We start from the raw sequence: 25,230 nt of genomic DNA, 5'->3' as shown, positions 1-25,230 counted from the left end.
AGCCTTAAAGGTATTTTTCTAACGCCTTAGGAATATGAATGCTCCCATCCGCTTGCTGGTGGTTTTCCATTAAAGCGACCATAGTCCTTCCTACCGCTAAAGAAGAGCCGTTTAAGGTGTGCACTAATTGGTTTTTTTGATTTTCTTTGAAGCGGATTTTGGCGCGCCTGGCTTGAAAATCCCTCGTGTTAGACACGGAGCTGATTTCTCTGTAGCAATTTTGCCCAGGCAGCCACACTTCAATGTCTATCGTGTTGCTCGCGCTAAAGCCTAAATCCCCACTGCACAATTGCACGAACCGGTGCGGTAATTCCAAAGCCTTTAAAATCTCGCTCGCGCTCTCTAGCATATATTCTTGCATGGAATCGCTTTCTTTAGGGTGCGTGATAGCCACTAGCTCTACTTTATCAAACTGGTGCTGTCTTATCATCCCCCTTGTGTCCTTGCCCGCACTCCCTGCTTCGCTCCTGAAACAAGGCGTGTGCGCGGTCATTTTAATGGGGAGGTTTTCAACGCTAATAATGGTGTCGTTGTATAGATTAGTGAGCGTTACCTCAGCGGTGGGGATCAGATACAAATTTTCATTTTCTATTTTAAAAACATCTTCTTTGAATTTGGGCAATTGCCCGGTCCCAAAAAGCATTTTTTCATTCACTAACGCCGGCGTGTAGATGATTTCAAAGCCATTTTTTTCATTAAAATCTAACATTAAATAAATGAGCGCGCGATAAATTTTCGCCCCAAAACCCCTAATGACCGAAAAACGACTTTTGGCGAGTTTCACGCCGCTTTCAAAATCAATCCAGCCATTTTGTTGAGCGAGTTCAAAATGCTCTTTGGGTTTGAAATTAAAAACCCTGGGGGTTAAGATTTTTTTAATTTCTATGTTGTCTTCTTCATTCGCGCCTAAAGGAGTTTTTTCATCCACTAGATTAGGGATTATGGAAAGCTTCAAATCAATTTGTTGCTCCAATTCGCCCACGCTTTTAGAAAGCTCATTCAATTTGATTTTATTGTTTTCTAGCTCTTTTTTGAGATCGCTTGTATCCATTTTTTGAGCCATTTTGATACCAAATTCTTTAGAAACCTTGTTTTGAAAGGCTTGCAAGCCTTCCAATTCAATGAGCTGTTTTTTATAATGCGTGATGACTTCGCGCAAACGCTCCAACTCATCACCCATCGCATCATTACGCTTTTTTAAAGAAAGAGCCACCTTGTCAAAATCTTGCAATAAAAATTTTCTATCAATCATTCAACCCTCTTTAATCGTTCTAAAATGCCACAATTTAGCCCATTCGTCTATATCGTTTTTATCTATTTGAGCACTCAAAGCCCCCATTTTACCCTCTAAAGAATCTTCAATAGCGCCATTGGGCAAGGCCACAAAACTATCCCCATAAAATTTCCACAAAAATTCGTTTTTTTGATCTTCTTCTACAATGATCTGGTGATACGCTCCGATCCTATTAGCCCTAACCACCACGCAAGAAGTGCAAAAAGCGCGCATCTGGCACAAAAGCCGCCACCTTTCATTGGATTCAAAAGTGGCCACGCTGCTTAAAAGCACCACATCCACGCCCTGATTTTTAGCCTGAACCCATATTTCATCAAAATGCGCTTCAAAGCCAAACAAAGGGGCGAATTTCAAGCCATCTCTTTCAAACACGAGCAATTCTTTAAAAGCGCTTTTTTCATTGTCAAAAAAGCTTTCTTCATCCCAATGAGAATAGGGAATTAAGCGTTGTTGCGTGTAATACTGGATTTTTTCTTTAGAAATGAGGGCGATTTTTTTATAGATTTTAGAATGTTCTTCTAAAAGCATTGGGGCTGAAACGATCAAATCTAATTCTTCGCATTTTTGCGATAAAAACTCCATCGCTCGCGCAGACTGCGCGTTGATTTCATTCGCATCCAATCCCATGTTATGGTGGAAAAAGGGGTTGATCACGTATTCAGGCAACACCACCACGCTTTGCTTGGGTATGGAGTTGAATAAGGATTGCATGAGGTTTTCTTCAAAAGACTCTAGCTGTAAGGCAAACACGCGCATGCTTTAAGCCTTTTGGTCTGGCGTTTGGAGTTTTTCATGCTCTAAATAAGCGTTTTCTAAAAGCTTTTGAGCCAAAAACAACTCTTGCATGGCCGTTTTATACAAATCCATCCCGTCTTTTAAGGATAAATTGGGATCATTCAAGCGATCTATGGCTTGCTCTAGGGAATGAACATGCTCTTCAAAACTTTTTTTAGGGGCGTTTTTAGCGTTTTTAGTGTTTTTTGGGGGGGTTTTTTCGGTTTCAAATAATTCATCTTGCATGACATTCCTTTAGCTTTTTTTAACAAGCATGGTCGTTGAAATTTGAGCGATAGAATCTTCAGTCCTTAAAATCTCAAACCCTGCGTTTTTCAATTCATGCTTCAAACTCTCCAAACTCAAAAACCCCTCAATGGATTGCGGTAAATAAGAATAAGCGCCATAATTCTTACTGATAGCCCCTCCCACCAAAGGCAAAACCTTATTCGTGTAAAACCCTGAGATTTTATCCAGCCATGTGGGGTTGTCTTTTTTTAAAAATTCTAAAATCACTAAAACGCCCCTAGGCTTTAACACCCTAAAAAACTCTTTTAAAGCTTCTTGTCTTTCCACGATATTACGCAAGCCATACGCAATGGAGAGGATATCCACGCTGTTACTTTCAACGCCCTTTAAATCTTTGGCTTGAGCTTGGATGAAAGAAGCTTTGTTTTCAAGCTCTTCACATTTTTTGATAGCTAATTCAAGCATGTTATTAGAGGGGTCAATCCCCAAACATTCCTTAAATTCTATACCGCAATTGAGAGCGCTTTTTTGCCAAGCCACAAGCATATCCCCTGTCCCGCATGCCACATCCACAAGCCTTAACGCTTTCTTGTTTTCCAAAAACAAAAACGCATGCTCGCAAGCCCTTTGGCGCCATTTAACGTCTAAGCCAAAACTCATCAAGCGGTTGGCTTGATCGTAAGAGCTGGCTATATCATCAAACATGTTGATGATCTTTTCTTGCTTGAGGCGATTTTCTTTCTTCATGGCTTGTCTTTAAAAAGGCTTGACAACCACTAAGATCACAATGAGGATCATTAAAATGGTTGGCACTTCATTAAACACACGATAAAACCTTGCGTTTCTTCTTGTAGGGTCTTTTTCCAGCTCACGCATGCATTTTTTGCAATAAAAATGATAGGCTAAAAGTAAGATCACTAAAGCCAACTTAGCATGCAACCACCCTCCACTTTTAAAGAGTGCAGGCTCTATCAACAACATCAAAATCCCTGTGATAAGCGTGAAACCCATAGCCGGTGAAGCGATAAAGGAATAAAGCTTTTTTTCTTGGATTTTAACCACTCCTACAAACTCTTTTTTATGCGCGTTTTCTGCATGATAGACAAAAAGGCGCGGCAAATAAAATAACGCCGCCATCCACGAAATGACCGCTATCACATGGAAAGCCTTAACCCATAAAAAATACCCATTCAAAAATCCCATACCACTCTCCCTAATTTATCTTATTTTGTTGTAAAAACGCTTGCAAATTTTCTCTTTCGCCGCTGATTTCCACTTCCACGCTTTGGTTTGAAAAATTCTTCTTGCTTAATTGTAAGCTAAATTTCTTAATTTCACGCTGAAGAGCGTCTAATTCTTTGTAAGAATAATGAGCGCTTAAAGTTTCCAACTCCACAAAATCCTTCAAAGCGTTTTCTTTTTGAGCGTTTTCTACGCACAATAACGCGCTAGTGGCATAAGCTTTCATCAAGCCCCCCACCCCTAAAAGCGTGCCTCCAAAATAACGCACGCTCACTAATCCTATATTGATCAAATCCTTTCGCTTTAAAACGCTAAGCACAGGCATCCCTGAACTCCCTTTAGGCTCGCCATCATCGCTAAAACCCTCCGTGATTTTGCCCTCCAAAGAATAGCGGAACGCCGTTACAAAATGCGTGGCTTTAAAATGCTCTTTTTTCAATTCTAAAAGGGTTTTTTCAAAATCATCAAAAGGCATAAGATACCCTAAAAAGCGAGACGCTTTAATCTGGTGCTTGGAAGCGATGAGGTTTTTAAGCGTTTTCACAAGCTTTCTTTAAAGAGCTGAGTTTAAAGACACTCCCTATAAAACTCACGATAAAAATCGCAATAAGCGCATAAAAATGGATGGAAACATCTATAAATTCCGCATGCATTTGATTCAATCGCCCTAATAAACTGATCCCATGATAAGCAGGCACTATTTGAACGAAAACCTGTAAATAAGAGGGCAAGGATTCAAAAGGCCACACAAAACCCATCATAAAAATCAAGGGCAAAGAAGAGATTAAAACGATTTGAGTGGTGTGGGCTTCATCTTTAATCCATGCACCTAAAAACGACCCCAAACTCAAGGTCGCAAGCATGAAAATCAAGCTATTCAAAAACACCATTAAAGCACTCCCATGCCGTTCGATCCCATAAAAAGAAAACAGCGCCCCAAAATACCATAAAATAAAAACGCTAAACGCTGCCATAAACACCAAGAGTCTTGCGCACAGCCTTAAAGCGATTTCTTTTTTGTCTAAAAGGGCCAATTCCAAACGCCTGGAGCTAGTAAACATGCTGCTTGCAATGAGCATCACCTGGTGTAAGATGAAAATAAACACGCTAGAGAGCGCGTAATTCAAATACCCCTCACTAGGGTTATACAAAGCGATAGGCCTGATTTTAATCCCGTCTGTCCCTAATTCAGCTTCTTCTATTTGAGCGTTGCGTTTGAACCTGATTTCATCGTTTAAAGCGTTGATGCTCCCCACCACCGCATTCGCTAAGGCACCATAAATCAAAAAGTAATTGGAATTCGCATAAAAATCTATCGTTACAGGCACTTGTTTATGGATATTGGCTTCAAAATGCGAAGGGATATGCAAGATCCCATAAATTTTTTCTTCTTTTAAAAGCTTTTTGGCTTCCAACATAGAGGGGCTAAAAAAAGCGATTTCTAACTCGTTGGAGCTTTGCGCCATGAAGGCTAATTGCCTGGAAAGAAAGGAATTGTCTTCATCTACAAGGGCGATTTTTTGCTGCGTTACAATGTCTTTTAAATAAGGCAAAGGGTATAACAAGCCATAGATTAAAGGAGCGCCTATAAGGATTAATAAAACGCCCTTATGAGAAACAATGGCTCTTAACTCCATTAAAAGGATTTTAAAAAAATTCATGCGCTAGCCTTGTCTTTTTTAAAAGAAAAATAAAAAACTAAAAGCCCTAAGGCTAAAAAGATTAAAAAGAACACAAGCGGCATTAAAGAATTTAAAGAATCGGTAAAATCCGTCTTATAGTAAGCCTCTTGTAAAAAGAACTTCATAAAATGGCTAATGGGCAAGCAATGGCTCCAAAAATCCCCAAAAATTTCCATGTTGTTTTGCGGGTAAGTTACCCCAGCAAACGCAAAGCTTGGAGCGGTATAGACCCCAATCGCGCCCGCGGTTTCAATAACGCTTTTTGAAATGCCATAGACTAGCACCACAAACCCGCTCATAACGAGTGCCATTAAAACTACCGCCAAAAAGACCAACAACAAATGCGCATAATGCCCCTGCATGCCAATGAAATTAAAATAAAACGCCATGCCCATCCCCCAAAAACTAAACACGCACACATTCGCTAAAATACTGATTAAAAGCTCTCGCATGTTAGAGGCTTTTTGAATGAAATTGAGCATGCCAATCGCAATGAAAATAAGCCACATGCAAGGCAGCATCACGCTTAAAAGGTATTGCGTGTAATTGTTTTCTTCATTGTATAGGGCATGCAATTGCAAAACAATAGGCATTGCTTGGGCTTTAGCAGAAATCAAATTGGAATCTCGCACTAAAGCTTTGGTGGCTAAGGTTTTAGCGTCTAAAGTCAAAGCGGTTTGTAAGAAGGCGTTTTTGAGCGTTTTCCCAACCAAAACATACTCAGCGTTATAGTAAAAGGGCAAATCCACCTTTCGCCCCATTTTGATTTTTTTCTCTAAATCTCTAGGCAAAACTAACGCCCCATACGCTTCAGCGGAGTTTAAAAAGCGTTTGGCTTCTAAAAGGCTAGCTACTTGGTGTTTGATTTGAAGCGCGCTCGTTGCACCTAATTCAAACGCTACCTGATGGCTTGTCGTGGTCTTATCCAAATCCACCACCACGATAGGGAGCTGTCTTGGGATTTCTTGTTTAAAGATTTGCGTGCCTAAAACCCCTAAACAAAAAGGCAATATAAAACACACGACAAACAAGAACTTATCTTGTAAAACCCATGCGCTTATCAATCTGAACAAAACAATCCTTTTTAAGGTTTAATGGTAACTAACACGCTCATCCCTACCCTAAAATTTTCCAACTCTTCTAAGGGTATGGCCTCCACTTCATAGCTTTTCATGTTGTAAGTGTTGGAATTATTCGTCGCTTTCCAAGTCGCAAAATCCCCCATCACGCTCAAATATTTGACCCTGAATTTCGCGCTTCTTTTCAACGCTGGGATATAGCCTTCAAATTCCTTACCCACTTTAAACTCGTTCAAATACTTTTCAGGCACGCTGATTTTTAACCAACTATCCTTTAAATCAATCATGAGCACCACAGGAAAACCCTTAGGGCTAAGCTCGCCACCGCTTAAAAGCACATTACTCACTTCCCCATCAATTGGGGCTGTAGCCTTGACATCTTTTAAATAAGACTCCACTTCATTCACTTGCCCTAAAGCCGCGCTCTCTTTAGCCTTAGCGGCAATCTTACTTTCAGAGCTCGCCCCCCCTAAAGCCATTTTATACTTTTGGTAAGCCGCGCTCTCGTTGTATTTGGTGCTTTCATAAGCCGCATAAGCTTCATCGCGCTTTTGCAAGCTCGCCACGCCGTTATCATACAAATCTTGAACGCGCTTATAAGTCTCTTTGGCTAGAGTCGCTTGGGATTTTGCCGCTTGCCAAACATCTCTTGCAGAATTGATCGTTTCATCTCTTGAGCCTCTTTTGACTTCATCGCTAAGCGCTTTAGCGGCTTTATGCCCGGCTTCAGCTTGAGCGAGCTTGGCTTCTAATTCAGGGCTAGAAATGCTAAAAACCAAATCGCCTTTTTTAATGTGATCGCCTTTTTTAACAAACACCTTTTCAATGCGCCCAGGGACTTTGGAGCTCACGCTGTATTCTCTGGCTTCCAAAAACCCTTGCAACACTTCAGCCTTAGGGCGATAAGCCAAATAAAAAAGCACGATTAGCCCTAATAATAAAGCCCCACCCCCTGTAAGAATCGCTTTATTTTTATCCAACATGCTATTTGACATGATTTCTTCCTTTAATAAACAAATTCATAAAATAAATCAATGTGATCGCTTAACGCCATTAAATTCGCTAATGAAACAATGTATTTATAAGCCACGCTTTTTTGCTCCACGATGATAGAAGAAAGCGTGTTCCTCGCATCAATGACTTGAGCGTTGGTGCTTAAGCCTTGCAAAAAAGCCTGCTCTTGGAGTTTTAAATTTTCTTTGGCTAATTCCACGCTAGAAAGCAAGCTTTTGTATTCTTTCAAATAAGAAAGCGTCTCTTTATAAGTCTTATTCACTAACAATTCCATGTTTTTTTTAGCCTGGATTTGTTCGCTACTAGCTTGCAACTCCGCTAATTTGCTCGCTTGGTATTTTTGAATGCGTCCTGTGGGGGAAAGGATAGGCATGCGCCCGGCCACGCCCACAAACCAATTAGGGATCATGTCTTCAAACACCGAATTGTTTTGCTTCATGAGATAAGAGCCAAAAAAACTCACTTGGGGCAAGAATTTAGCGATCTGTAGTTTCGTGTTTTCTTTAGAAATTTGAACCTGGTTTTCTAAGGTCTTTAAAGCCGGGTAGGAATTGAGCGTGGAAGAAACAAAAAAGCTCAAATTGGGCAGATTTTTCTCGGTGTGGATCTCTAATTTGCTTGAAGGCGCTAAATCGTCCTTGCTAGATAAAATGGAATTGAACGAGAGCTGCGAAACTTCTAACACGTCTTTAGCCTTAACGCTAGCGATATGGGCCTTATCATAAGCCACTTGAGCGCCTAAGGTTTCTACCCTAGCGATTTGCCCTACTTTTTGCATTTTTAAAGCGTTTTGGAAATGCTTATAATGGCCTTTTTCCACTTCTTCTAAAGTTTCAGCCACTTCCGCGTTTAACACCATGCCATAATACACGCTCACAAGCTCTTGAAAAGTGGAAAGCTTTTTCAAGCGATACACTTCGTTAGCGTCTTTTTGCATCAAATCCGCAATGCGCACCATCGTGAATCTTGCCCCACCCATATAAAGGGGATAAATAATGCTCAAAGCCCCAATCACCACATTTTGCTTAGAAAACAATAAGGGGGCTTCTAAAGTGCTGCTCAAAGCCCCAAAGCCTTGCATCACCCCTTGCATGCCCGCTTGGATTTGAGGGGTTAATACTTGAGGGGGGATATTTTGTTGGATGTTTTGCAAGCCTTGATGGATCTGGTTGGTGGCTTTTTGCACGCCCGGTTGTTTTTGGCTGGCAAAATCCATTTTAATGGGGTTAGAGAGGTACACATAAAAAGCGCTCAAATCAATTTGAGGCAAAAAAGAAAGTTTAGCCGCTAATTTCATTTTACTCGCTCGCTTAATGGCGTATTCTTGCGCATGCAAGCCTTCATGGTTGGATAACACCCTATTCCATGCGTTTTTTAAAGAGAGCTTTTGAGCGTTAGGATGGTTCAAAGGCGCGCTGTCTTCAGCCAAATTCAAAGAAGAAGGCTCGGTTTTAGAAGTCTCATCAACAGCACTTAAAGAGCTATTGAATAATAAGCCCAATACAAAGAGGGTTGTTTTTTTCATGCTTCATTTTCTCCCTGATCTTGTTTAACCGCTTTCAAGCGTTTTATCCTAGCCCCATCCACGCTTAAGACTTCAAAAGAATACCCATGCGAAACGATTGTATCTCCCTCCATAGGCATGCGCTCTAGCAAGCTAAAAACATAGCCCCCAAGCGTTACCTGCTCGCATTCTTTGTCAAATTGGATATGAAGCACTTCTTCTACGCTCTCTAAATCCAGCATGCCCTCTAATTCAAACACGCCCTCTTCAAGCTTGTTCACGCCCTCTTGTTTCAAGTCGTATTCGTCGCTAATTTCCCCCATGATCTCTTCAATAATGTCTTCCATAGTGAGCAACCCGGCCGTGCCGCCGTATTCATCAATCACCAAAGCGGTATGGATTTGCTCTTTTTTCATTTTAATAAGGATTTGAGAAATGGAAGCGCTCTCAGGGACGATGATCATTTTCCTAACGATTTGATTGAAATCATGCATTTTGGGGGTAAAAATAGAGCGAGAGAGCAAGTCTCTGATATGCACCATGCCGATAATGTTGTCTTTAGAGCCTTTACAATAAGGGTAGCGCGTGAAATGGCTTTTTAAAACAATGTCTATATTTTCTTCATAGCTGTTTTCTTCGTCCAAACACACCATGTCTTTTCGTGGGGTCATGATTTCTTTAGCGCTCGTGTCAGAAAAATCCACCGCGTTTTTAATGATTTCACCCTCCACTGAATCAATAATGCCCTCTCTCAAACTCTCGCCCACAATGATTTTTAACTCTTCTTCAGAATGCGTGCCGTCATGCTCTTTAGGATTGATGCCCACTTTTTTTAAAAAGAAATGAGCGATCACATCAAACAAGCGCACCACCGGGTAAAACACGATCCAAAACACATGCAAAGGGCGCGCGGCAAAAAGAGCGGCTTTTTCAGATTTAGCGATCGCTAAAGATTTAGGCACAATCTCGCCCAACACGACATGCAAAAAAGTGATGCTTAAAAACGCTATGACCACGCTCATTGAATGGATAAAAATAGGATTTTCTCTCAAATCCATAGACTCAAACAGCGCGGCTAACAATTTTGCGATAGCGGGCTCACCCACCCAGCCTAAAGCTAATGAAGAAAGGGTGATGCCTAACTGCGTGGCGCTCAAATAAGTGTCTAGTCTTTGACTCATCTTTAAAGCGAGTTTAGCGTTGGAATTACCGATTTTAACCAGCTCTTCTAAGCGGGTTTTACGCACTTTCACAAGGGCAAACTCTGAAAGCACAAAAAAAGCGTTCAACAGCACCAATAAAAAAGTAACCATCAACATCAAAATTGATTCAGACGGATCCAAATAAGCTCCTTGATTCCTCCCCATGATTTAAACCTAAAACCTAACGATAAATATAAAATATATAAAATCTTAGAATTTTAACATAAAAGATTAAGCCTAACTTTAAAAATCAAGCCTTCAAAAACCCTAGAAATACTTTTCTATAAAACCAAGAGCCACAAAAAGAAGCGCGCCTAAAAGCGCAGAAACCGGCACGGTTACCAACCAAGCGGTAACAATCTTTTTTAAAATGGAGCGTTTGATCACTTCTTCTTTGTACACTTTTTTAAGCGATTTTTTTTCTTTCTTTTTCAATTCCAAAGCGATGGCGGTGTTCTTGCTTTTTTTCAAGCTCTCTAGCATGAGCGATTTTTCTTTCAAATTGGCTTTATCAAAGCGCTCTAAAAAGCCTTCAATTTCTTCTAAATCTTCCCCAAAGTGCGCCGCTACAATGTTGTCTCTGATTCTAGCAAAACGCCTTCTTGATTGCTCCCTTAAGCGCTCCCTTAAAAAGCCCACCCCAAACACCGCGCCCACCACAATATGCGTAGAGCTTACCGGTAAGCCTAATTGAGAGGCTAAAAGCACGGTAATGACCGCAGAAAGCGCGATGCAAAAAGCTTGCATTTTGTCTAATTCTGTGATTTCAGACCCCACCGTTTTAATGAGCTTTGGCCCATACAAACTCAAGCCTAAAGCGATCCCAGCTGCCCCCACTACCATAATCCACAACGGCACAGAGCTCAAAGTATTCCCCATAGGGCTATTTGCATCTTCTAAAGTTTGACTGATAGCCGCTAAGGGGCCAATAGCGTTAGCCACATCATTAGCCCCATGCGCAAAGCTTAAAAGCGCGGCGGCAAAAATCAAAGGGACATTAAAAAGCTCATTAATGCTTTCATGGCTATTTTCTAATTGTGGGGCTTTTTTTAACACAAATCTTTTAAAAAGGATAAAAATCAAAAGTGCAAGGATGCAGCCGCAAGCCAGCTGGATTTCAAAACCCACCGCATAGAGGCGTTTTAAAACCTTAACGATCAAATACCAGCTAAAGGTTAAGCTCATCAACGCTACCAAATAAGGCACGACCTTTAAAGCCGCGCTCTTTTTATCTTCTTTATAAGCGATAGTCTTTTTAATGAGCATTAAAAAAAACATGGCTATCAAAGCCCCCATTAAAGGCGAGATTACCCAGCTAGCCACAATGCCTGATAAGAAATGCCAATTAATAGCAGACATTCCAGCTGCTGCCATTCCAGCCCCCATAATCCCCCCCACTACGGAGTGTGAAGTGGAAACGGGAGCGCCTATTAAAGTCGCTACATGCAACCACAACGCCCCACTCAAAAGGCTAGCCAACATGACATTGATGAAAACATGCGCATCATTAATAAATTCAGGCGAAACGATACGGCCCTTAATCGTAGAAACCACTTCCCCCCCAGCAATGATCGCTCCTAGCATTTCACAAACCGCAGCGATCAAAATCGCCCCGCCCATGCTAATGGCTTTAGAGCCTACGGCAGGGCCGACATTATTAGACACATCGTTCGCGCCAATATTCATCGCCATATACCCCCCAATCACAGCCGCAAAAATAAGCAACAATCCCTTAGAATTAGCCTGCCCAAAAATGAGAGCGAGCAAAGCGGCACCGATGAGAAACAAAAGAGCGAGAGCGATCTTTAAAGTGTCTTTTTGGAGTTTTTTGGAAGCTTTTTCAAACTCTTTGATGTTTTTAATTTCCATATCGTCATCAAAACCTTATCCTAATAGTGGCTCTATTCTATCCAATTAGCCCTTGAGCCACTCTTAAAAAGAGTCGTTTGATAAAAATGGCTCATTATATGGTATCTTAAAGTAAAATTTTAAAAATAAGGTTTTTAAAAATGATAGAATTTAGCGATGAAGATTTACAAAAACCGGTCCGTATTGTGATAGAAAAGATCCGCCCTTACTTGCTCAAAGATGGCGGTAATATTGAAGTGCTAGGGGTGAAAAGCATGAAGATTTATGTGGCTTTAGAGGGAGCGTGCAAGACTTGCTCTAGCAGTAAAATCACTCTAAAAAATGTCATTGAAAGGCAGCTTAAAATGGACATTCACCCCAATTTAGAAGTGGTGTGCTTAGAAAACGCCAAGGAGTTTGATAAGCTTTAAGGATTATAGGCATGCAAAAGTTTGATTATGAATTTAAAAAGCGAGCGTTGATCAAAGATGGCTTTTTAGCGTTCAAGCAAGCCCATTACGCTGAAGCGTTGCGCCTTTTTTCTGAAGTTTTGTTTTTGGATAAAGACAACCAAAAAGCCAGAGTGGGGGCGTTATTAAGCGACATCGCTAAAGATTTCCCTAAAGAAGCCCATAGCTTTTATGAATTGTATCAAAGCCTGATCGCTATGCAAAAACGGAGTTTAAAAAACCAGGCTGAAGAGCAGATCACCGCTTTGATCGCTTCTTTTGATGAGGGGCTAAACCAAATGGCTGAAAAGATTGATGCGCAGATTTCTCAAAAAGGCGAGGAGTTGAACGGCATTTTGTACGCGGATTTCAAACGCTTGAGCTTGGAGCGCGGTTTTAAGGAAGCGTTTGAGGATTTGATGTTCAGCTCTAGGGTGATTTTTGACAATAAAGAGGATTTTTATGAATTTTTGAAAGAATTGAACCACTATGGCTATTATGAATTAGCGGTAAATTACATTGAAAACATGCATGAAGATTCTTTTATTTACGATAAATTTTTGCGTTCTCTTTTAGAAGACGCCCTCAAATCCAATAAGGCTTAAAGAATGAAACTCAAAAAAACCCTGACTTATCGCAACCGCGCCTATTCTTTTTTAAGCGATAACACGAATGAAGTTTTAGAAAACCCTAAAGAAATCCTTTTTGTCAAAACGCCTTTAAATGAAAAATACTCTCCTTTAATTGCGGAAAAAAACCTGGCTATTTTAGATTCTAACGAGCTTAAAAACTACTTTGATTTTAAGATTAAGATTGTGGGGATTACAGGCACTAATGGCAAAACGACCACGGCGAGCTTGATGTATTCCTTGCTCTTAGATTTGAACAAAAAGACCGCTCTTTTAGGCACAAGAGGGTTTTTTATCAACGATGAACGCATCAAAGAAAAGGGCTTGACCACGCCCACTCTTTTAGAGCTTTATAGCGATTTAGAAGAAGCGATTCGTTTGGGGTGTGAATACTTTATTATGGAAGTGAGCTCCCATGCGATTGTCCAAAAACGCATCGCCGGGCTTGATTTCGCCCTTAAAATCTTAACCAATATCACAAGCGATCATTTAGATTTCCATCAAAATATAGAAAATTACAGGGACGCTAAAAACAGCTTTTTTAAAGATGAGGGCTTGAAAGTCATCAACAGAGATGAAACAAACGCCCTTTTTAACCCCATTAACGCGCGCACTTACGCGCTGGATAAAAAAGCGCATTTAAACGTTCAGGCCTTTTCGCTCAACCCCTCCATTAGCGCGTCTTTATGCTACCAACAAGATTTAAGAGATCCTAATCTTAAAGAAACCGCTCTCATCCATTCCCCCCTTCTAGGGCGTTACAACCTTTATAATATCTTAGCGGGCGTTTTAGGGGTCAAATTACTCACTCAATTACCGCTAGAAGCGATCGCGCCGTTATTAGAAAACTTTTATGGGGTGAAAGGGCGTTTGGAAATTGTGCATTCTAAACCTTTAGTGGTCGTGGATTTTGCCCACACAACAGACGGCATGCAACAAGTTTTTGAAAGCTTTAAAAGTCAAAAAATCACCGCTCTTTTTGGGGCAGGGGGCGATAGGGATAAAACCAAGCGCCCTAAAATGGGAGCGATAGCGAGTTGTTACGCGCATCAAATCATCTTAACTTCAGACAACCCCAGAAGCGAAAACGAAGAAGACATTATTAAGGATATTTTAAAAGGTATCAGCGATTCTTCTAAAGTCATTGTAGAAAAAGACCGAAAAAAAGCCATTTTAAACGCTTTAGAAAATTTAAAAGACGATGAGGTGTTGTTGATTTTAGGCAAGGGCGATGAAAACATTCAAATCTTTAAAGACAAAACGATTTTTTTTAGCGACCAGGAAGTCGTTAAAGATTATTATCTCAATTTAAAACAAGGATAAACATGCAAGAATTCAGGTTGTGGTGCGATTTTATAGAAAGGGATTTTTTAGAAAACGACTTTTTAAAGCTCATTAATAAGGGGGCTATTTGCGGGGCGACGAGTAACCCTAGTTTGTTTTGCGAAGCGATCACCAAAAGCGCGTTTTATCAAGATGAAATCGCTAAACTCAAGGGCAAAAAAGCTAAAGAAATTTATGAAACCCTGGCGTTAAAGGATATTTTACAAGCTTCTAGCGCGTTAATGCCTTTATATGAAAAAGACCCTAACAACGGCTACATTAGCCTAGAAATTGATCCCTTTTTAGAAGACGATGCCATTAAAAGCATTGATGAAGCCAAGCGGTTATTCAAAACATTAAACCGCCCCAATGTGATGATTAAAGTCCCGGCGAGTGAAAGCGCTCTTGAAGTCATTAGCGCTTTGACTAAAGCCTCTATCCCTATTAATGTAACTTTAGTCTTTTCGCCTAAAATTGCTAGTGAAATCGCTCAAATCTTAGCCAAAGAAGCGCAAAAAAGAGCGGTCATTAGCGTGTTTGTCTCACGATTTGACAAAGAAATAGACCCTTTAGTGCCACAAAACTTGCAAGCTCAAAGCGGGATTATCAACGCTACCGAGTGCTATTATCAAATCAATCAGCATGCTAATACGCTTACAAGCACCCTTTTTGCATCCACCGGCGTTAAATCTAATTCTTTAGCTAAAGATTATTACATTAAAGCGCTGTGTTTTAAAAACTCTATCAATACAGCCCCATTAGAGGCTTTAAACGCTTATTTGCTTGACCCAAACACCGAGTATCAAACCCCTTTAAAGGTTACAGAAATTGAAGCGTTCAAAAAAGAACTAAAAGCGCAAAACATTGATTTAGAAAACACCGCTCAAAAACTCCTTAAAGAAGGCTTGATAGCGTTCAAACAATCCTTTGAAAAGCTTTTAAGCAGTTTTTGATTTTTAAGGGTTTTTTGGATAGAATAAGCCCTTATTTTATTTTAAAGGATTGACATGTTAGAAGGCGTTATTAGAGAGAGTATTACTAAAGCTAACGCTAAAGCTTTAAAAAAAGATGGCTATCTAATCGCAAATGTTTATGGAAAGGGTGTTGAAAACGTGAATTGCGCATTCAAATTAAACCCTTTCATTAAATACCTTAAGGAAAAAAAGCATTTGATTTTTCCGGTGAAATTAAGGGATAAGACTTTTGAAGTCGTGGTTCAAGAATACCAAAAAAACCCTGTTACTAACGAGCTTATCCATGTGGATTTACTCGCTGTTACTAAAGGCGTGAAGTCTAAGTTTAAAGTCCCTGTCAAACACCAAGGCACTCCGGTGGGCTTGAAAAATAAAGGGATTTTGATGCTCTCTAAAAAGCGTATCAGCGTGGAATGCGCTCTAGAGCATTTGCCCGATCACTACTTAGTGGATGTGGCCCCTTTAGATGTGAATGAGTCTATTTTGGTGCGCGATTTAGAAAAACACGAAAATGTGAAGATCTTAGATCATGATTCTATCGCTGTGATCGGTGTGATTAAAGCGAAGTGATTTCAGGTGATGACGCTTTTAGTGGGTTTAGGTAACCCTACTTTGCGTTACGCTCACACCAGACACAACGCTGGTTTTGATATTTTAGATTTACTCGTTAGCGAGCTGGATCTTTCTTTCACTTTTTCTCCCAAACACAACGCTTGTTTGTGCGTTTATAAGGATTTTATCTTACTCAAGCCCCAAACTTACATGAATTTAAGCGGCGAGAGCGTTTTAAGCACTAAAAATTTTTACAAACCCAGAGAGCTTTTAATCATCCATGACGACTTGGATTTACCTTTAGGCGTTGTGAGGTTTAAAAAGGGTGGGGGGAATGGGGGGCATAATGGCTTAAAGTCCATTGATTTATTGTGTTCTAATTCTTATTACCGCTTGAGGGTGGGGATTTCTAAAGGAATTGGCGTAATTGAGCATGTGCTTTCAAAATTCCACAAAAACGAAGAGCCTTTAAAAAACGCTGCGTTTGAACATGCCAAAAACGCCTTAAAATTTTTTATAGAAAGCCATGATTTTAACGCTATGCAAAATCGTTTCACGCTTAAAAAACCTTTACAAATAGAAAGTTAGGGGTTTAAAGTGCGTTTGTTTAAATTTGTGGGGTGGTATTATTTCAAATACTTTTTAATCGTGCTTTTGGCTTTGGAATTGTTTTTTGTAGGCATTGACAGCCTGAAATACGCCGATAAAATGCCTGATTCTGCGAACATGATCATTTTATTTTTCACCTATGATATTTTATTCGCCCTCAATTACACCTTGCCTATTTCCTTGCTTTTGGCGATGGTTTTATTTTATATCGCGTTCATTAAATCCAACCAATACACCGCCCTGCTCTCCATTGGCTTTTCCAAATGCCAGATTTTAAGCCCTATTTTTTTGATTAGCTTGTTTTTCACGGCTGTTTATGTGGGGTTGAACGCCACTCCTTTTGTGTATATGGAAGAAAAAACGCAAAATTTGATCTATAAAGACAATTCTTTGAGCGTCTCAGAGCATTTGTTAGTGAAATACAACGATGATTACGTGTATTTTGATAAGATTAATCCCTTATTGCAAAAAGCCCAAAATATCAAGGTTTTTCGCCTAAAAGATAAGACTTTGGAATCTTATGCTGAAGCTAAAGAAGCTTTTTTTGAAGACAAATATTGGATCTTGCATGACACTACTATCTATGAGATGCCCTTAAGTTTTGAATTGGGCGCAAACGCTTTAAACACCACGCGTTTAAAAACCTTTAAAACGCTCAAAAATTTCCGCCCCAAAGTTTTAGACACCATTTATCAAAACAAGCCTGCGGTTTCTATCACAGACGCTCTTTTATCCTTGCATGCTTTAGTACGCCAAAACGCGGACACGAAAAAAGTGCGCTCGTTTTTGTATGTGTTTGCGATTTTGCCCTTTTTTGTGCCGTTTTTAAGCGTTTTAATCGCTTATTTTTCGCCCAGTCTCGCCCGCTATGAAAACCTGGCTCTTTTAGGGCTAAAGTTTATCATTATCACGCTCGTTGTTTGGGGGCTATTCTTTGCTTTAGGGAAGTTCAGCATTTCAGGGATACTCATTCCTGAAATAGGCGTGCTATCGCCCTTTTTCGTATTCTTAGCCCTCAGTCTTTGGTATTTTAAAAAACTCAATAAGAGATTGTGATTTTTAATCTTATATGTTACTAAGTGGTTTTATTCTCTTAGTTTAAAGGTGGCTAGTGGAAAGATTTAATCTAAAAAACCGCCGGTATATCGGCTCAAAAACCAAGCTCATAGAGTGGGTATTTGGGAATTTAAAATTAAATAATATCAAAAGCGTGTGCGATATTTTTGCCGGAAGTGGGGTAGTTGCTGGTCAATTTGCTACTATTCCTAACATTAAAAACATTATTATAAATGATATTTTATTTTCTAATGAAATCATTTATCATGCTTTTTTTATGGGGCAAGACGCTGATTTTAAAGCACTTGAAGAACTGAAAGAATATTATACTCAAGCTTTAAAGCTAGAAGAAAATTATTTTAGCCAACATTTTAGCGACAAGTTTTTCAGCTATAAAGATTGTGTCAAAATCGGTAGCATTAGAGAGCATATAGAAAGCTTGAACTTAGATAAATTAAATAAAGATATTTTATTAACAAGCTTGATTTATTCAATGGATAAGATAGCTAACACGGTGGGGCATTATGAAGCTTATAGGAAAAAAGAGATTTTGCAAGATAGATTTATTTTTGAACTTATTAGCCCTATAAAGCATGATAAAAACATCATGATAGAGAGAAAAGACGCTAACGAATTGGCTAAAACCTTAAAAATAGACTTAGTCTTTATTGACCCTCCATACAATTCAAGACAATACAGCCGGTTTTATCATCTCTATGAAAACCTAGTGCAGTGGAAAAAACCCAAACTCTATGGAACAGCTTTAAAGCCATCATGCGAGAACATGAGCGAATATTGTCGCTCTAATGCCATGAAAGAATTGAGCGATTTAATTGAAAAACTAGATTGTAAAAGGATTGCTTTAACTTATAATAATACCTATAATTCTAAGTCTAGCTCTTCGCAAAATAAAATAGGCCTTAAAGATTTAGTGGAAATTTTAAGCCAAAAAGGAAAATTAAGCGTTAAAGAAAAGGCTCATGGTTTTTTTAATTCAGGAAAAACTGATTTTAAAGAGCATAAAGAATTTTTATTTATAGTGGAAGTGAAACCTTGAAAAAAGGTATTCGTTCTCCCTTTTTCTATGTAGGGGATAAATATAAACTTATGCCACAACTCAATAAGCTATTCCCAAATAACATTAATCAATTTATTGAGCCTTTTGTGGGTGGGGGTAGCGTGTTTTTAAACACTAAGGCTAAAAGATACCTAGCTAACGACATAGATACCAATATTATCAATTTACATAAAACTTTAAGCAAATTCAATACTTGTGAGCTTTTTGATGAATTGTCTAAAATCATCATTCATTATAGCTTGTCTTTCTCTTTTAAGGGGATTACAGCCCCTGATGAATTAAAAAAACAATATATAAAAACTTACTACGCCAAATACAATAAAATAGCTTATGAAAAACTAAGGGCTGATTTTAACTCCAATCAAAACAACATGCTCTATTTGTATTTACTTTTAATTTATGGGTTTAATCACATGATTAGATTTAATTCTAAAGGGCTTTTTAATTTACCTGTGGGTAATGTGGATTTCAATGAAAATGTTTATAATGCCCTAAAAAACTACATAGATTTTATACAGCAAAACACCATTATTTTTCACAATGATGATTATATTGATTTTCTTAACCATACTACCTATTTAAAAGATGATTATGTTTATTTTGACCCCCCTTATTTAATCTCCAATAGTGAATACAACAAGTTATGGGATAGCGATAATGAGATAGCCTTATATGGCGTTTTAGATAGACTAGATAAAAAGGGAGTTTTATTTGGTATAACTAATCTTGTTTATCACAAGGGAGAGACCAATTTTATTTTAAAAGAATGGGCTAAAAAATATTATATTTTTAATATCAAAAGTAATTATATCAGTTATAATGACAATACTATTAAAGAAGATAGTCAAGAAATCTTTGTAACTAATTATAGGTAATTATTATGACTAAAAAACCGGCACGAAAAATTTTAAGCTTTTCAACCACTATGCGAAACCCTAAAAGAATGGGACAATTTTTAGCTGTTTTAGGAAAATTTGAAAATCAAATCCTTAAATCTTCAACAATCATGCAAATTATCAAATCCGTTTTGGCTCATAGGCTTTATAGGCCTACTTCTATCAATCAAAATAAGGAATTGAAAGAAAAATTTGACTCCAATGAATATGTCTTTAGCGATGAAGAATTAGAACGCATTATAGAAATATCCCCACAACAGCATAAAGAAATGGGCTTTGAGCATGGATGGGAAAGTCGGTTTGACACTTGGTATAAGCTTATGTGTGAGTTTGGTTTTTGCTACTATGCAAAATATGAGAAAATACTCATCAGCGATAGCGCTAAGATGCTTATTCTTGCTTATTATGATAAAGAAAACGATATTTTTAAAGAAAGCGTTGATGAAAGCGTAGTTGGGGCTATATTTTTAAACGCTCTGTCTAAATATGAAGCAAGAAACCCTTACAAAAAGAACTTAAACCATAACAACCCCCTCAAACTATTGCTCTCGCTTTTAAAACGACTCAAAAATGCCCATCTAACCCCCCCTATCTGTCAAAGAAATCCCTATTTTACTTTGTTGGAAAGACGATAACGCCAATGGGCTTTATGACCACATTATTCATTTAAAACAAGAAATTGTTGCTATCAATAAGACAGAATTCAGCTACTCAGATGAATTTATCTATGAAAAATGCCTAAAACTTTTAGAAAGTGTTAATAAAACACGATTTAAAATGAGCCAAATCACTAACGAAGCCGTTGATGAATGCATTAGAAAAATGCGTATTACAGGACTTATTTCATTGCGTGGTAATGGTAGGTTTATTGATATTAATACTAATGAAAATAATAAAATAGATTACATTTTACAAACCCATAAGGCTTTTAAAGGGGATTATTTAAACGACACTCAAGCTAACAGACTCGCCTTTTTTAACTACATGGCGATCGTGGATAGCTTTCTTGTTAGCGTTACTCCAATCAGCGCTGATGAGAGCGTTAAATCAAGTAAATTGAATGAACTAGCAACCACTTATACTAAAGATTTTATCAAGCAAGAATTACTCATTACTTGCAACAAGCAAGAATCAAAAGATAGTTTTTTAAGACTCATTGATAAACCTTTACGCTTAGAATTTTTAAGTGCTATTTTCTTGAAACAACATTTTGAAAATTTAAGCGTGATACCCAATTATAAAAGCGATGATGAAGGCTTGCCCGTATACACAGCAAGCGGTAATAAACCTGATATTGTAGCTATGGACACAAAAGCCCAAAGTTATATAGAAGTGAGCTTGATTAGAGACAGAAGTCAAAGCACCTTAGAAATGATACCTATTGCCAGACATTTAAAAGAATTGATTAAAAATAGTGCTGATATTAGAGAGAAATTTAGTGTTTTTGTGGCTCCAAATATCCATGATGACGCCAAAGAATATGCGGAATTTGCCCATTTCAAAGATAATATTAATATACGCTGTTATGCTATCAATGATTTTATCAAAAAAGTAGAAAACAGCGCAGAGTTATTGCAACTCAATGACAACCCTAAAGCTTGACAAATCAAGCTTTCATATATAAGTTATAGGTCTTACCCAAAAACCCTACCAAACTTAAAAAGTATAAACATAACGCAAATACATAGAATACTGACGGCGTAAGGTTTGGGTTAAGCTGAAATTGGTTTCTGCTCCTGTGATAGTGGTTGGTTTGCCGTCTTTTAGCGGGCCTTGGCTTTGTTCTTTGATAGTGGTAGAGCCTTTAAAAAAGTGATTAGGGAGCGTGGGGATTTTGATACCAAACTCAATGCCATGGTGTTCAAAAATATTAGTTCTAATGCCCACATTCACTAAAAATTGGAAAATCGTGTGATTCACTTTAGCGTTTAATTTTCCTGTGGTATAGACGCTATTAGGGTTAATCCCCACATTACAACTCGCCGGCGTCGTGTCCCCGCAAGTGATCGTGCCATCAGCGTTAGTCATGTAAGCGTCAGCGTCCGTATTGACGCCATAAACATACCCGTCCTTAAAATACCCCACACGATTGTTAGTCCAAGTGTTACCCGCAAAATTCACGCCTAGAAAAAACCCGGCTGTGGCTTTAGGCTTGTCTATAATGTTAAAAAGCATGTCTGTGCCAAAACCATAAGTATACATGTCCGCTTTTTGATTACTCAAATAAAAAGGCGATATAGCGTTAGCGGCCCTGGAGTTAGAGAAGTTGGTATGCCCATAATCAAAAAAGCCATAATAACGCAACCCAAACCACCTTTTTTTACCGATAAAATGCTTATAGCCTGTCATCACGCCTAGCCCATACATCGGCTGGTTACGGCCAGGAATGTTTTTATTAGTGCTTAGCATGGTGCGAGAAGTCCAATTGACCACGCAATTAGCCTTAGTATAGCCTGGCGTCCCTGGCGTCCCTGAAGCTGGCTGACAGCCACCGGTCTGCCCATCAGGAACTTTGCCATCATCATTAGCCGAAACATCGCCAAAAGGCACTTGAAACAATTCGCCGTTTTTATAAGCGTTGGTCTTTTGATCAGCCCTACCCACTTCCAAGCTAATCCCCACAAACGCGCCATTTTTTTCATGGGCATTTAAGGGGTTTGTCAGCCATAACGAACTCAAAAGAGCGCCTAAAATTACCGAGCCTTTTTTAGAAATTTCTAAAGATTGAGCTATCAAAACAGATTCCTTACGATTAAAATTTTTACAAACCATTTTGCAATCTTGCATTCTATTTTTCTTCTTTGTCATAAAATTGAGCATCACTCTCTAGGGTCTCCGCTTAAGTGTTACTTTTTTAATTATTTTATTATAGCTAATTGCAATCTTAAAAGTCAAACAAAAACCACCCCTAAAATTCCCATAATAGTGGGATACTTGACAATAAAACCCTTTTATAGTAGATTAAAAACTCTTTAATTTTCCCATGGATAAAGGATTTTAAATGGATGCGATTTATCCTTATGTGTTGGTTGTTCATTTATTGTGCGCCATTATTTTTATTGGCTACTTGTTTTTTGATGGGGTAATTTTCCCCAATGTGAAGAAAATGTTTGGCGAAGAGTTTGCCAATAAAGCGAATACAGGAATCACTCAAAGAGCGATCAAAATCATGCCCTTATGCGTTTTAGGGCTTGTTTTAACAGGGGGCATGATGCTCAGTCAATACATGGGGGGCGATAAAGGCTGGTGTGAAACCCCTTTTCAAAAAATACTCATGCTTAAAGTGATCTTAGCGTTAAGCATTTTTCTTTTGGTGCTTTTTTCTTTGTCGTGTAAGTTTTTGGGTAAGAAAAACCCTATTGGTAAATATATCCACCCTATCGCTCTAACTTTTGGCTTTTTAATCGCCGTTTTAGCCAAAACAATGTGGTTTGTTTAAGAGCGTTTCAACCTCAAAGAATTTAAAACCACTAAGAGCGAGCTACCACTCATGCTCAAACTCGCTATTAAAGGGTTGATGTATCCTAGCATAGCGACCGGGATTAAAATAGCGTTATAAATCAAGCTCAAAACAATGTTTTGCAACACCACTTGATAGACTTTTTGAGCGTTATGAAACGCTTTTTCTAGCAAACTCAAATCCTCTTCTAAAAGCAAAATATCGCATGCGCTTTTACTCAAAGCGCTTTTTTCAAACCCTAAAGAAACGCTCGCTTGTTTTAAGGCTAGCGCGTCATTATTGCCATCACCTACCATCGCGCAAACGCCCTTATAAGAGCTGATGATTTGAGCCTTATCTTCAGGGGTCAAATTAGCATGATACTTAGAAATCCCTAATTTTTTCGCACACTCCTTAACCGAGCTTTCATTATCCCCGCTTAAAATTTCTAATTCTAATCCTTGATTTTGTAAAGCCTGAATGACTTCTTTAGCGTTAGCTTTCAAACGCTCTTCTAAAATGAATAACGCGCATAAAGTCTTGTTTTTCGCAAAGCCTACCATGATATTAGCGCTCTCTTTAGTCTTTATACCAACCCCCATGGATTTTAAAAATTTCAAACTCCCCACTAGTAGGGTTTCGTTTTGATAGCTCGCTTTTAAGCCATGAGCGAAAAACTCTATCTTTTCTAGATTAACCTCATCGCCATTTAGAGTTTTAAGAATCGCATTATGGGCTAAATGCTCCCTGGTTTTTAAAAGGCTCTTCAAAAGCCTTTCATCAAATTCTTTATGAATGATTTTTTCTTTTAAAAGGACTTCTTTTTGCGTGAGGGTGCCGGTTTTGTCTATAAAGATTTTTTTCACTTTAGCCAGAGTTTCTAAAAACAACGCTTCTTTAAACACGATCAAAGGGTTTTTAAACACCCCTATCACTAGCGCAATGGGCGTAGCCAAGGCGAACGCGCAAGGGCAACTGATGACTAACACGCTAATACACACCATTAAGGCTTTTTCAAAATTACCCCCCAAACCAAATTGCCATAATAAAAAGCTTACAAAGGCTAAAAACAACACCGCTTTAGAAAAAATATCCGCAATTTTATTCGCGCTGCTCTCAATTAAGGGCTTTTCTAAAAAACTCTTTTTTAAAGTTTCTAACAAACTAGAAAGGCGTGAGTTTTGAAAAGTTGCGCCCACTTGATAGCTAAAAGGCACGCCCACATTCACATAACCCCCTAAAATTGGATCATTAACGCCCAATTCCAAAGGCTTAAACTCCCCGCTGATCAAAGACGCATCCACGCTCGCGTTATTTAAAAGCACGCCATCTAGTGCGATTTTAGCCCCGCTTGGCACCCAAACAACCGAGCCTATCGCCACATCTTTAGGGTGTTTTTCTGTTTGCTTGCCATTTTCTACAACGATCACGCTATGGATTTCATGCGATTCTAGGGCCAAACATTTTTCATTCGCAAACAGCCTAGCCTTTAATTCCAAAAACTTAGAGCCAAAAATAAGCGTTAAAATCGTGCTGCTCGCTTCAAAATAAGTTTCTTGGGACACCAACATCGCATAAATGGAATAAACAAACGCCGACAACGCCCCAAAAGACACGCTCAAATCCATGCCCAAAACGCCATTTTTTAGCCCATAAAACGCCCCCTTAATGAAAAAACGCCCCACCACCACTAACACCAACAAGCTTAAAAAGAGCGATACGAGATCCAAATTCCTTTGCATGAGCTTGTCCATGCCGCTACCATAGCTTGCGTATTTGGCAATGGCAATAAACATCAAATTCATGGTGGCAAAAAACCCCACGCTCAAAGTGAGCAAGTAGGAGCGCTGCTCTTTTTGGGCTTTTAGGGCGTAATTTTGTGCGTTATAGATTTTAGCCCCATAGCCCAAACTCTCAATTTTTTGAATAATCTCTTTAGGGTTTAAGGACTTCTTAAACACGATTTGCAAGTGGTGGGCGGTGAAATTCACGCTCACTTTTTTAACCCCACTTAAGCGTTCTAAAACCTTTTGATTGAGCCACAAGCAAGCGTTACAATGCGTTTTTTCTAGCAAAAGATTAAGGATAAAATCGCCCTTATTGTTTTCTTCAAGGGCTTGTTCTAATTCCAAAGCACTCATTGAATCTTGGGGCGTTACAGGGGCTAAAGTGGAATCGTTTAACTTGTCATAAAAGCTCTCTAAATTCAAATCCAACAACAACGCATACACCCTAGCGCACCCTGCGCAGCAAAAATATAATTCCTTATGATGGATCACCTCTTTAAAAAGCTCACTTTCTTTAAACTCCAACTGGCAATGCGAACATTTCATTTTT

General features: G+C 38.9%; 24 protein-coding genes and 1 pseudogene. 11 read left to right on the top strand and 14 right to left on the bottom strand.

Annotated features, from left to right (window positions below; translation table 11 throughout):
• Positions 1-4: 4 nt before the first annotated feature.
• The 12 genes from serS to EAL04_RS00670 all read right to left on the bottom strand — a co-directional run bounded on the left by serS (position 5) and on the right by EAL04_RS00670 (position 11,909).
• The gene (gene serS / locus EAL04_RS00725; RefSeq protein WP_120972581.1) at positions 5-1,252 is read right to left on the bottom strand and encodes a serine--tRNA ligase; all 1,248 of its coding nucleotides are present in this window, start codon (positions 1,250-1,252) and stop codon (positions 5-7) included.
• A complete protein-coding gene (locus EAL04_RS00720) occupies positions 1,253-2,050 on the bottom strand; it encodes a carbon-nitrogen hydrolase family protein (RefSeq protein ID WP_120972579.1) in 798 nt (265 codons plus the stop codon).
• A gap of 3 nt (positions 2,051-2,053) precedes the next feature.
• The gene (locus EAL04_RS00715; RefSeq protein WP_120972577.1) at positions 2,054-2,314 is read right to left on the bottom strand and encodes an exodeoxyribonuclease VII small subunit; all 261 of its coding nucleotides are present in this window, start codon (positions 2,312-2,314) and stop codon (positions 2,054-2,056) included.
• Between the two features lie 9 nt (positions 2,315-2,323).
• Positions 2,324-3,064, bottom strand: a complete 741-nt coding sequence (gene ubiE / locus EAL04_RS00710; protein WP_120972574.1) for a bifunctional demethylmenaquinone methyltransferase/2-methoxy-6-polyprenyl-1,4-benzoquinol methylase UbiE — start codon at positions 3,062-3,064, stop codon at positions 2,324-2,326.
• A 9-nt stretch (positions 3,065-3,073) separates the two neighbouring features.
• On the bottom strand, positions 3,074-3,520 hold the full coding sequence (hemJ, locus tag EAL04_RS00705) for a protoporphyrinogen oxidase HemJ (RefSeq protein WP_120972572.1): 447 nt from the start codon (positions 3,518-3,520) through the stop codon (positions 3,074-3,076).
• Positions 3,521-3,530: 10 nt separating this feature from the next.
• A complete protein-coding gene (locus EAL04_RS00700) occupies positions 3,531-4,103 on the bottom strand; it encodes a YigZ family protein (protein ID WP_120972570.1) in 573 nt (190 codons plus the stop codon).
• Positions 4,090-5,220, bottom strand: a complete 1,131-nt coding sequence (locus tag EAL04_RS00695) for an ABC transporter permease (protein WP_120972568.1) — start codon at positions 5,218-5,220, stop codon at positions 4,090-4,092. Before EAL04_RS00695 ends, EAL04_RS00700 begins: the two co-directional genes overlap by 14 nt.
• A complete protein-coding gene (locus EAL04_RS00690) occupies positions 5,217-6,314 on the bottom strand; it encodes an ABC transporter permease (RefSeq protein ID WP_120972566.1) in 1,098 nt (365 codons plus the stop codon). Before EAL04_RS00690 ends, EAL04_RS00695 begins: the two co-directional genes overlap by 4 nt.
• Before the next feature lie 11 nt (positions 6,315-6,325).
• Positions 6,326-7,315, bottom strand: a complete 990-nt coding sequence (locus EAL04_RS00685; protein WP_120972564.1) for an HlyD family secretion protein — start codon at positions 7,313-7,315, stop codon at positions 6,326-6,328.
• An 11-nt stretch (positions 7,316-7,326) separates the two neighbouring features.
• Complete coding sequence (locus EAL04_RS00680) at positions 7,327-8,859, bottom strand: TolC family protein (protein ID WP_120972561.1); 1,533 nt, start codon at positions 8,857-8,859, stop codon at positions 7,327-7,329.
• On the bottom strand, positions 8,856-10,205 hold the full coding sequence (locus tag EAL04_RS00675; RefSeq protein ID WP_120972559.1) for a hemolysin family protein: 1,350 nt from the start codon (positions 10,203-10,205) through the stop codon (positions 8,856-8,858). The genes EAL04_RS00680 and EAL04_RS00675 overlap by 4 nt, the downstream gene beginning before the upstream one ends.
• Positions 10,206-10,307: 102 nt before the next feature.
• Positions 10,308-11,909, bottom strand: a complete 1,602-nt coding sequence (locus EAL04_RS00670) for an inorganic phosphate transporter (RefSeq protein ID WP_120972557.1) — start codon at positions 11,907-11,909, stop codon at positions 10,308-10,310.
• Positions 11,910-12,049: 140 nt separating this feature from the next.
• On the opposite strand from EAL04_RS00670, the gene EAL04_RS00665 reads away from it, so the two are divergent.
• The 10 genes and pseudogenes from EAL04_RS00665 to EAL04_RS00620 all read left to right on the top strand — a co-directional run bounded on the left by EAL04_RS00665 (position 12,050) and on the right by EAL04_RS00620 (position 21,056).
• Positions 12,050-12,319 (top strand): NifU family protein, encoded by a 270-nt coding sequence (locus tag EAL04_RS00665; protein ID WP_000569296.1) that lies wholly within the window; start codon positions 12,050-12,052, stop codon positions 12,317-12,319.
• 11 nt (positions 12,320-12,330) lie between these two features.
• Positions 12,331-12,942, top strand: coding sequence for a histidine kinase (locus tag EAL04_RS00660; protein WP_120972555.1), 612 nt, complete (start codon positions 12,331-12,333; stop codon positions 12,940-12,942).
• A 3-nt stretch (positions 12,943-12,945) separates the two neighbouring features.
• Positions 12,946-14,289, top strand: coding sequence for a UDP-N-acetylmuramoyl-L-alanyl-D-glutamate--2,6-diaminopimelate ligase (locus EAL04_RS00655; protein WP_120972553.1), 1,344 nt, complete (start codon positions 12,946-12,948; stop codon positions 14,287-14,289).
• A 2-nt stretch (positions 14,290-14,291) separates the two neighbouring features.
• Positions 14,292-15,242 carry a transaldolase gene (gene tal, locus EAL04_RS00650; protein WP_120972551.1) on the top strand — a complete coding sequence of 317 codons (951 nt, stop codon included), beginning with the start codon at positions 14,292-14,294 and terminating at the stop codon, positions 15,240-15,242.
• 54 nt (positions 15,243-15,296) lie between these two features.
• Entirely contained in the window at positions 15,297-15,833 is a 537-nt protein-coding gene (locus tag EAL04_RS00645; RefSeq protein ID WP_120972549.1) for a 50S ribosomal protein L25/general stress protein Ctc, read from the top strand.
• Between the two features lie 9 nt (positions 15,834-15,842).
• Entirely contained in the window at positions 15,843-16,403 is a 561-nt protein-coding gene (pth, locus tag EAL04_RS00640; RefSeq protein WP_120972547.1) for an aminoacyl-tRNA hydrolase, read from the top strand.
• 9 nt (positions 16,404-16,412) lie between these two features.
• Entirely contained in the window at positions 16,413-17,480 is a 1,068-nt protein-coding gene (locus tag EAL04_RS00635; RefSeq protein WP_120972545.1) for an LptF/LptG family permease, read from the top strand.
• 55 nt (positions 17,481-17,535) lie between these two features.
• Positions 17,536-18,537, top strand: coding sequence for a DNA adenine methylase (locus EAL04_RS00630; RefSeq protein ID WP_120972542.1), 1,002 nt, complete (start codon positions 17,536-17,538; stop codon positions 18,535-18,537).
• A gap of 50 nt (positions 18,538-18,587) precedes the next feature.
• Entirely contained in the window at positions 18,588-19,433 is an 846-nt protein-coding gene (locus EAL04_RS00625; protein ID WP_240454635.1) for a Dam family site-specific DNA-(adenine-N6)-methyltransferase, read from the top strand.
• A gap of 5 nt (positions 19,434-19,438) precedes the next feature.
• Positions 19,439-21,056 (top strand): annotated as a pseudogene (locus tag EAL04_RS00620) (AlwI family type II restriction endonuclease).
• Between the two features lie 54 nt (positions 21,057-21,110).
• Here EAL04_RS00620 and EAL04_RS00615 read toward each other — a convergent pair.
• Complete coding sequence (locus EAL04_RS00615; protein WP_162982437.1) at positions 21,111-22,274, bottom strand: outer membrane protein; 1,164 nt, start codon at positions 22,272-22,274, stop codon at positions 21,111-21,113.
• Between the two features lie 181 nt (positions 22,275-22,455).
• On the opposite strand from EAL04_RS00615, the gene EAL04_RS00610 reads away from it, so the two are divergent.
• Positions 22,456-22,893: a CopD family copper resistance protein gene (locus EAL04_RS00610; protein WP_000338877.1), complete on the top strand. Its 438-nt coding sequence runs from the start codon at positions 22,456-22,458 to the stop codon at positions 22,891-22,893.
• Here the strand turns inward: EAL04_RS00610 and EAL04_RS00605 are convergent.
• Positions 22,890-25,226, bottom strand: coding sequence for a heavy metal translocating P-type ATPase (locus EAL04_RS00605; RefSeq protein ID WP_120972537.1), 2,337 nt, complete (start codon positions 25,224-25,226; stop codon positions 22,890-22,892). The genes EAL04_RS00610 and EAL04_RS00605 overlap by 4 nt on opposite strands.
• Between the last annotated feature and the right edge of the window lie 4 nt (positions 25,227-25,230).

Source organism: Helicobacter pylori (assembly GCF_003638305.1).
Classification (GTDB): domain Bacteria; phylum Campylobacterota; class Campylobacteria; order Campylobacterales; family Helicobacteraceae; genus Helicobacter; species Helicobacter pylori_DJ.
The sequence above is the reverse complement of the archived record's forward strand: the minus strand, read 5'-3'. Positions and strand labels throughout refer to the sequence as shown.

Bases quoted from the DNA above. Each gene is read 5' to 3' on its own strand.
- serS (WP_120972581.1), bottom strand. From the start codon at position 1,252: ATGATTGATAGAAAATTTTTATTGCAAGATTTTGACAAGGTGGCTCTT.
- EAL04_RS00720 (WP_120972579.1), bottom strand. From the start codon at position 2,050: ATGCGCGTGTTTGCCTTACAGCTAGAGTCTTTTGAAGAAAACCTCATG.
- EAL04_RS00715 (WP_120972577.1), bottom strand. From the start codon at position 2,314: ATGCAAGATGAATTATTTGAAACCGAAAAAACCCCCCCAAAAAACACT.
- ubiE (WP_120972574.1), bottom strand. From the start codon at position 3,064: ATGAAGAAAGAAAATCGCCTCAAGCAAGAAAAGATCATCAACATGTTT.
- hemJ (WP_120972572.1), bottom strand. From the start codon at position 3,520: ATGGGATTTTTGAATGGGTATTTTTTATGGGTTAAGGCTTTCCATGTG.
- EAL04_RS00695 (WP_120972568.1), bottom strand. From the start codon at position 5,220: ATGAATTTTTTTAAAATCCTTTTAATGGAGTTAAGAGCCATTGTTTCT.
- EAL04_RS00685 (WP_120972564.1), bottom strand. From the start codon at position 7,315: ATGTCAAATAGCATGTTGGATAAAAATAAAGCGATTCTTACAGGGGGT.
- EAL04_RS00680 (WP_120972561.1), bottom strand. From the start codon at position 8,859: ATGAAAAAAACAACCCTCTTTGTATTGGGCTTATTATTCAATAGCTCT.
- EAL04_RS00675 (WP_120972559.1), bottom strand. From the start codon at position 10,205: ATGGGGAGGAATCAAGGAGCTTATTTGGATCCGTCTGAATCAATTTTG.
- EAL04_RS00670 (WP_120972557.1), bottom strand. From the start codon at position 11,909: ATGGAAATTAAAAACATCAAAGAGTTTGAAAAAGCTTCCAAAAAACTC.
- EAL04_RS00665 (WP_000569296.1), top strand. From the start codon at position 12,050: ATGATAGAATTTAGCGATGAAGATTTACAAAAACCGGTCCGTATTGTG.
- EAL04_RS00660 (WP_120972555.1), top strand. From the start codon at position 12,331: ATGCAAAAGTTTGATTATGAATTTAAAAAGCGAGCGTTGATCAAAGAT.
- EAL04_RS00655 (WP_120972553.1), top strand. From the start codon at position 12,946: ATGAAACTCAAAAAAACCCTGACTTATCGCAACCGCGCCTATTCTTTT.
- tal (WP_120972551.1), top strand. From the start codon at position 14,292: ATGCAAGAATTCAGGTTGTGGTGCGATTTTATAGAAAGGGATTTTTTA.
- EAL04_RS00645 (WP_120972549.1), top strand. From the start codon at position 15,297: ATGTTAGAAGGCGTTATTAGAGAGAGTATTACTAAAGCTAACGCTAAA.
- pth (WP_120972547.1), top strand. From the start codon at position 15,843: ATGACGCTTTTAGTGGGTTTAGGTAACCCTACTTTGCGTTACGCTCAC.
- EAL04_RS00625 (WP_240454635.1), top strand. From the start codon at position 18,588: ATGCCACAACTCAATAAGCTATTCCCAAATAACATTAATCAATTTATT.
- EAL04_RS00615 (WP_162982437.1), bottom strand. From the start codon at position 22,274: ATGCTCAATTTTATGACAAAGAAGAAAAATAGAATGCAAGATTGCAAA.
- EAL04_RS00610 (WP_000338877.1), top strand. From the start codon at position 22,456: ATGGATGCGATTTATCCTTATGTGTTGGTTGTTCATTTATTGTGCGCC.
- EAL04_RS00605 (WP_120972537.1), bottom strand. From the start codon at position 25,226: ATGAAATGTTCGCATTGCCAGTTGGAGTTTAAAGAAAGTGAGCTTTTT.